This is a genomic window from Pseudomonas sp. R62 (assembly GCF_000257605.1).
In the GTDB taxonomy this organism is placed as follows: Bacteria; Pseudomonadota; Gammaproteobacteria; order Pseudomonadales; family Pseudomonadaceae; genus Aquipseudomonas; species Aquipseudomonas atacamensis.
The window spans coordinates 3,871,381-3,877,914 of record NZ_JH635998.1 but is presented as its reverse complement, the minus strand read 5'-3'; the positions used below and the strand labels follow the sequence as shown (position 1 = coordinate 3,877,914).

At 57.7% G+C, this 6,534-nt stretch carries 5 protein-coding genes and 4 tRNA genes; 4 read left to right on the top strand and 5 right to left on the bottom strand.

Features of this window, described 5'->3' with window-relative positions; genetic code table 11:
* Positions 1 to 460: 460 nt before the first annotated feature.
* Positions 461 to 1,459 carry a LysR family transcriptional regulator gene (locus tag OQK_RS18420; protein ID WP_016773670.1) on the bottom strand — a complete coding sequence of 333 codons (999 nt, stop codon included), beginning with the start codon at positions 1,457 to 1,459 and terminating at the stop codon, positions 461 to 463.
* Between the two features lie 89 nt (positions 1,460 to 1,548).
* Between OQK_RS18420 and OQK_RS18415 the strand changes: the two genes are divergently transcribed.
* From OQK_RS18415 to OQK_RS18400, 4 genes are all read left to right on the top strand, one after another.
* Positions 1,549 to 2,175: a serine-tRNA(Ala) deacylase AlaX gene (locus OQK_RS18415; RefSeq protein ID WP_016773669.1), complete on the top strand. Its 627-nt coding sequence runs from the start codon at positions 1,549 to 1,551 to the stop codon at positions 2,173 to 2,175.
* 90 nt (positions 2,176 to 2,265) lie between these two features.
* The gene (locus OQK_RS18410) at positions 2,266 to 3,036 is read left to right on the top strand and encodes a 2OG-Fe(II) oxygenase (protein WP_016773668.1); all 771 of its coding nucleotides are present in this window, start codon (positions 2,266 to 2,268) and stop codon (positions 3,034 to 3,036) included.
* Between the two features lies 1 nt (position 3,037).
* On the top strand, positions 3,038 to 3,676 hold the full coding sequence (locus OQK_RS18405) for a LysE family translocator (protein WP_016773667.1): 639 nt from the start codon (positions 3,038 to 3,040) through the stop codon (positions 3,674 to 3,676).
* Between the two features lie 186 nt (positions 3,677 to 3,862).
* On the top strand, positions 3,863 to 5,602 hold the full coding sequence (locus tag OQK_RS18400) for a dipeptidase (protein WP_016773666.1): 1,740 nt from the start codon (positions 3,863 to 3,865) through the stop codon (positions 5,600 to 5,602).
* 137 nt (positions 5,603 to 5,739) lie between these two features.
* Here the strand turns inward: OQK_RS18400 and OQK_RS18395 are convergent.
* The 4 genes from OQK_RS18395 to OQK_RS18380 all read right to left on the bottom strand — a co-directional run bounded on the left by OQK_RS18395 (position 5,740) and on the right by OQK_RS18380 (position 6,152).
* Positions 5,740 to 5,815: transfer RNA gene (locus OQK_RS18395), tRNA-Gly, on the bottom strand.
* Positions 5,816 to 5,818: 3 nt separating this feature from the next.
* Positions 5,819 to 5,894 (bottom strand) — tRNA-Glu (locus OQK_RS18390).
* Positions 5,895 to 5,998: 104 nt separating this feature from the next.
* A tRNA-Gly gene (locus OQK_RS18385) sits at positions 5,999 to 6,074 on the bottom strand.
* Between the two features lie 2 nt (positions 6,075 to 6,076).
* A tRNA-Glu gene (locus OQK_RS18380) sits at positions 6,077 to 6,152 on the bottom strand.
* Positions 6,153 to 6,534 lie beyond the last annotated feature (382 nt).

Genomic DNA, 6,534 nt, shown 5'->3' with positions numbered 1-6,534 from the left:
AGCACACAAATCAGCTCCCTCTCCTCGGGGAGAGGGCTGGGGTGAGGGGCGAATCCAACACAGATCCAAAGCAGACCACACGCTTTTCACCACTCAAAACAATGAGCGCAAGCTCGAGTACCGCTTTTGATCTTGATTCACAGGCGACGTCGGAAGGCTGAGCGGAGGGATTGATCCGGGCGTGGGAGCGCAGCGACCGTACGACGCAGTCGTACACAGCGAAAGGAGGTGCAGCGAAGCAAACCTTAGCCGCTGCGCCCGGATCGATCCCGCAGCGAAGGAACCCGAGCCTGCGAGGGCCGAACGCAGGAGCTAGCGTTTTGGTTACTTTTTGGCGTCTGAAAAAGTGACTCGCCGTAAGGGCGAAACCGCCAGAAGCGACAACCTAAGCAACGGATATACACCCAAAACCCCAAGAACCTGGTCGGCCCCAAGGCCGCCAAGTCCCACCAAAAAAACCTCAAAGCAACCCCTCACTCTCCGGCAGCTCATACGCCACAGCCGCATTGCTCCCACCGGCAGATTTCCCGGGCCTACCCAACGTCGGCTCCTTCTGCAAACACTCCACCAGATAATCAATAAACACCCGCAACTTCGGCGGCAAATAACGCGTCGGCGAATGCAGCAACCACAACCCGCCATGATAGGAAGCAAGAAACGTCCAGTCCGGCAACACCTGCACAATCAACTTCTGTTCCAGCGCATAACGCGCCGTGAAATACGGCAGACTGCCAATCCCGATGTGCTGCAACACCGCCCCCAAGCGCACCCCCGTGTGATTGGCGGCATAACGCCCACGCACCCCGACCGTCACCGCTTTACTGCCCTTCTTGAACTTCCAGCGTGCATCGCTCGGCGTTTCGCCCAGATAAATACAACTGTGATTGAGCAAATCGTGAGGATGCGTCGGCGTGCCGTGTTCGGCCAGGTATTGCGGCGTGGCGCAAAGCAAATGATCGATGGTCAGCAACTGCCGCCCGACCAGACCGGCCGGTGGACGATCAGTGATGCGAATCGCCAGATCGACATGATCATCGATCAGATCGACCTGACGATCTTCCAGCAACAACTCGACGTCGACCTTGGGATAGCGGCGCAGAAACTCCGGCATGTGCGGATGAATCACAAAGCGCCCCACCGCTTTCGGCACGCTGACCCGCACCAGACCTTCGGCTTCGTGGGTGAACTGGCCGCTGACTTCCATCACCGACCTGGCCGCGCTGACCATTTCCTGGCAACGCTTGAACACCTCCTCACCGCCATCGCTCAAGCGCAGTTTGCGCGTGGTGCGTTGCAGCAGGCGCGTGGCCAACGCCTTTTCCAAGCGGGAAATACTGCGACTGACCGCCGAGGGTGAGGAACCCATCTGCCGCGCCGCTTCAGAGAAGCTGCCGGTCTCGACAACCTTCACGAAAATCGCCATTTCACCCAACAGCGGGAGCGGAAGATTGATGCTCACGACGCACAAGTCCTTTGATGTTCGAACGGATTATCACGTTATTGCACGATTCATATAATAAAAACAGAACTTCGATCAGGGCATGGAATATGACGCTTCGCCTGTTTTTTCACAGTGACGACCTCAAGGCGAATGTCGAAGTCCTCGACTGCACACCCCGCGAGAACGAATTCGCCGTAGTGCTGCGCGCTACCCTGTTTCACCCCCAGGGCGGCGGTCAGCCTTGCGACACCGGCTGGATCGGTGAAAGCCGGGTGTCGCGCGTGGTGCAGGAAGCGGAGCGCATTGTGCATTTCGTCGACCGCCCGCTGCCGCTGGGCATGACCGTCATCCGCATCGACGAAGAACGCCGCCGCTTCAACACGCGCATGCATTCGGCCGGGCACCTGATCGGTCATTTCATTCAGGCCATGGGCTGGATGCCGATCAAAGCGCACCACTGGCCGGACGAAGGCCGGGTGCAATTCAAACCGGGCGATGGCGCGGAAGAAGTCGATGCGCCAACCGTGCAAACCGGTATCGAGCAGTGGATCGAACACGATCTGCCGCGTCTGACTTCACTGCGCGAGGGCGCGCGGGAAATCAGTTTCGGTGAGCTGCCAGCCTATGGCTGCGGTGGCACCCACGTACGCAGCCTGAAGGATCTGGGCACAGTCACGATCGCGTCCCTTTCACAGAAGAAAGGCACGCTGTCCGTCCACTACAGCGTGGATTGAGCATTTCGGACGTTGCCGTCGCGCAGCGTCCGACGCCGGGGAACCGCACTCGCCGGTTCCGTTGACTATCGATAGATGGACCTAAAACAAATGATGCTAGACGTCGAGCGTCTCGATGAGATGTGCATAAAAAAACTGGCCAACGAAGAAGTCCTCGCCATCCGCGTCAAACGCTTTCTGCCCGAGCCACTGGCGATCGAGATCGGCGACAAGATCCTCGCCCCGGGCTTTGAAGGCTACATCAACGCGCCGAGTATCGGCCGTATCGGCATGGCCTTTTACGAGGCGGAAAACCAGCCGCTGCTGATCGAGGATTACTTCGAACGCGCCAGTCGCAACATCGACGAACTGCGCCAGCGCTGCGCGCCCTACTCTTCGCCGATCGACACGTTGCGCTGCATGCTCGACGAGTCCTGGCCCGCTGGCGCGCATCTGGAAAATCTTTACGGGCGCAAGATGTATGTCGGCTTGTCGCGGGTGGTCAAACCCGGCGTGTGCTTTCTAGCTCATCACGACATCTTCGCCAAGGACGCCCCGGACAGTTTTCAGGCGCGCAGCCTCGAGGCGCAATTCGCCTGCAACGTCTACCTGAACATGCCCACCGAGGGTGGCGCCTTGCAGATGTGGAATGACCACATCACCCCGGATCAATTCGACGAAATGCGCGGCGACAGTTATGGCATCGAGCCGTCGCTGCTGGGGCCGCCCGCCCTCGAAGTACGACCGCAGCCCGGCGATTTCATCATGTTCAATTCGCGGCGCATGCACTCGGTGACTCCGGGCGTGGCTGATCCGCGTTTGAGCCTGTCGTTCTTTGTCGGCTATCGCGGCAATGCCTCCCCTCTGACTTTCTGGAGCTGACATGCTTTCCAATTACCTGGGCGAGTTTCTCGCATTGGCGACCATCCACTTTCTCGCCGTGGTGGCGCCCGGTCCGGACTTCGCCGTGACCATCCGCCAGAGCGTGCGCTTCGGCCGCCTTGTCGGCATCTGCACTGCGCTGGGCATCGGCGCGGGGATTTCCGTGCACGTGCTGTATACCCTGCTCGGCGTCGGCGCCCTGATGCACACCACGCCGTGGCTGCTGACTGTGGCCAAAGTGGTCGGTGGGGCTTACATCCTCTATCTGGGCGTCAGCCTGATCCGCAGCAAACCCAAGAGCAGCGTCGAAGGCGAAAAAACCGCCGATGAGCCACTGGTTGAACAGTCACTGTTCAAGGCATTCAGCACCGGTTTTCTGACCAACGCGACCAACCCCAAGGCCACGCTGTTTTTCCTGGCCATCTTCACCACGATCATCAGTGCCAGCACACCGCTGCAGATCCAGGCGTTCTATGGCTTGTGGATGTGCTTCGTCAACGCGCTGTGGTTCGTGATCGTCGCGCTGTTTTTCTCCAGCAACAAAGTGCGCCTGCTGTTCATGCGCCTTGGACACTGGTTCGAGCGCAGCATGGGCGTCATCCTCATTCTGTTTGCCGGACGCCTGATGCTATCGATGTAACCCACAGAAAAAAGTCCCGGCATTAGCTGCTGGGACTTTTTCATTTGTGCGCCTCTTTTGCATTTCTGTGCGACAGATCAAGTTTGTGACTCCCTCTTCACCTGCTCATGGTGGTAGGTTGCAAAATGTTTCTGCCGCAAGCGTCAGACATATTTTCCCAATCTCTAGCAAAGGAATGCCTGTTCAATGGTCTTTTCCCTGAAAAAACTGGCCGCCGCTACGCTCGTCATGGCCAGCCTCACCGCATTTACCAGTGCCGCACAAGCCAACATCACTGCCGAGCAAAGTGCAGCGATTCTGAAATCCTTCGACGGCAAAAACCTGACGGACTTCCGCAGCTTCCTTGGCAGCCTGGCGAAAAGCGACCTAGCCAAGTCGGATAAGCTCACCCCGTCCATCAGCGCCTTCCTCGACAACAAGACCCTGAACGCCGACCAGCAGAATGAAATTCATCGCTTGCTGGGCATTTATACCCGCGTGAAATATGGCAAGGCCGCGCTGGAAACCCTGCGCCAACTCGTCGAGATCCCGACCTTCCGCAAGGACGGCGTGGAGCAACACGACAACCCGGAATTCATCAAGATTGCCGGCGAGATCCAGAAACTCGCCGAATCCTTCGGTTTGAAGTTCCGCAATGTCGATAACCGTGTCTACGAAATTTCTCTGGACGGCAAAGGCGACGAAGTCGTTGGCATTCATGCCCACGCCGATGTGGTGCCGGTGACGCCGGAAAACTGGGTGCTGAAGGACGGCACCAAACTCGACCCGTTCAAAGTCACGCTGATTGGCGATCGCATGTACGGTCGCGGCACCGAGGATGACAAGAACGCTATCGTCGTCGCGCTGTACGCCATGAAAGTGATCAAGGACGAGAAACTGCCACTGGCGCGTAACTTCAAGTTGCTGGTCGACACCACTGAAGAAACCAGCGGCGACGCTATTCCTTATTACTTCGAGCGCAACCCGACGCCAACCTACAACATGGCGCTGGACGGCGGTTATCCGGTGGTAATCGCCGAAAAAGGTTACGGCACTGTCATGGCCAACTTTGCCAAACGCAAAGGTGAAGGCAACGGTGCGGAAATCATTTCGATGACCGGCGGCAAAGCGACCAACCAGATTCCGTCCGCTTCGGTGGTCACACTGGTAACCGACAAGCCAGCCGAGCTTGCCGCCAGTTTGCAAAAAGCCGGCGACGCCTACGCCAAAGCCAATGGCGGCGACTTTGAAGTCGCGGCAAAGGTTGATGGCAAAGGCGTCAAACTGACCGTGACGGGGGTTTCTGCGCACTCCTCCGAACCAGAGTCCGGCGTCAACCCGGTCGCGCGGATGCTGAGCTTCATCAACAGCCTGGACGGCAAAGTCGCGCTCAAGCACAACCAGTTCACCGATGCCGCGCGTTATGCCGATGACAACTGGGGCCTGGACTACCTGGGCAAAAAACTCGGCGTGGGCTTCTCCGACTCGTTCATGGGGCCACTGACCACCTCGCTGACCTACGTCGGTGAGGATGACAAAACCTTCAAACTGGCGGTGAATCTGCGCGTACCGAAGGGCAAGTCTCCGGAAAAGCTCAAGGCTGAGATCGCTGAGAAACTGGACGCCTGGAGCAAGAAGACTCATGTCGCTGTAGCGTTCGACTATTCCGTGGCCGAACCGATGTATCGCAACCCCGAAGGTGAATGGGTCAAGGCGCTGCTTGCGGTAGCCAGCGAAAACCTCGGCATGAAGTCGGAATTCGGTACTTCCGCTGGCGCGACTTCGGTTCACGAATTGCCGAACGGCGTGCAATTCGGCCTGGCGCGACCTGAGGCCAAGTACACCGGCCACACCGATGGCGAATTCAAGACCGTCGAGCAGTTCCTGCTGGATCTGCAGATCGTCACGGAAATGATGGGGCGTGTCGGGCAGTTGCCGAAGCTGTAAAGCTCTGCCTGAGCCCGATCATTAATGACCGGGCTCAAAATAAAAAAGGACCTGTGAAAAGGTCCTTTTTTATTGCCGCCATAAAACGCGCACAAACAAAAACGCCGATCATCACTGATCGGCGTTTTTTGTGAAATTGGAGCGGGAAACGAGACTCGAACTCGCGACCCCGACCTTGGCAAGGTCGTGCTCTACCAACTGAGCTATTCCCGCAAATGGCGTCCCCTAGGGGACTCGAACCCCTGTTACCGCCGTGAAAGGGCGGTGTCCTAGGCCACTAGACGAAGGGGACACACTACCCGGAACACATGGTGTGTGTTTCGGTGTCCAGATCCGCATCCGAAGACTTGGTTCTGGTTTCACTCAGCACCGCCCGAAAGCACTGCTGTTTAAAATTGGAGCGGGAAACGAGACTCGAACTCGCGACCCCGACCTTGGCAAGGTCGTGCTCTACCAACTGAGCTATTCCCGCATTGGCGTCCCCTAGGGGACTCGAACCCCTGTTACCGCCGTGAAAGGGCGGTGTCCTAGGCCACTAGACGAAGGGGACACACTACAACATTCACTCCCTGCCGCGTTTCGCTGTGTGCTTTACGCTGCAAGTGGCGCGCATTCTATGGATGGATTGAGGGGTCGTCAACCCCCTGATATAAATTTATTTAAATCAATGACTTCGACCTGGATTACGGGCCGCGTAGGGCTTTTCCGTCGTCCGAAACCTGACGCCTATATTCCGCCACTCGCCAAGACGTTATAGTCACCGCACAGTGATGGCAATCTGCACATCAAGCGCCAGCATTCATCTATACAGCTGGCGGCCGATACAGATTGCAGCAGCCGATCAAACCCGTCGAGCGGCGCTAGGCGCCTAAATGCCCAGCCACTACACTCGCATGCGAACCCTATAAAGAGGTCTTACCGGTGACACCACT

Excerpts from the sequence above, each read along its gene's own strand:
- OQK_RS18415 (WP_016773669.1), top strand. The coding sequence starts at position 1,549 with ATGACGCTTCGCCTGTTTTTTCACAGTGACGACCTCAAGGCGAATGTC.
- OQK_RS18410 (WP_016773668.1), top strand. The coding sequence starts at position 2,266 with ATGATGCTAGACGTCGAGCGTCTCGATGAGATGTGCATAAAAAAACTG.
- OQK_RS18405 (WP_016773667.1), top strand. The coding sequence starts at position 3,038 with ATGCTTTCCAATTACCTGGGCGAGTTTCTCGCATTGGCGACCATCCAC.
- OQK_RS18400 (WP_016773666.1), top strand. The coding sequence starts at position 3,863 with ATGGTCTTTTCCCTGAAAAAACTGGCCGCCGCTACGCTCGTCATGGCC.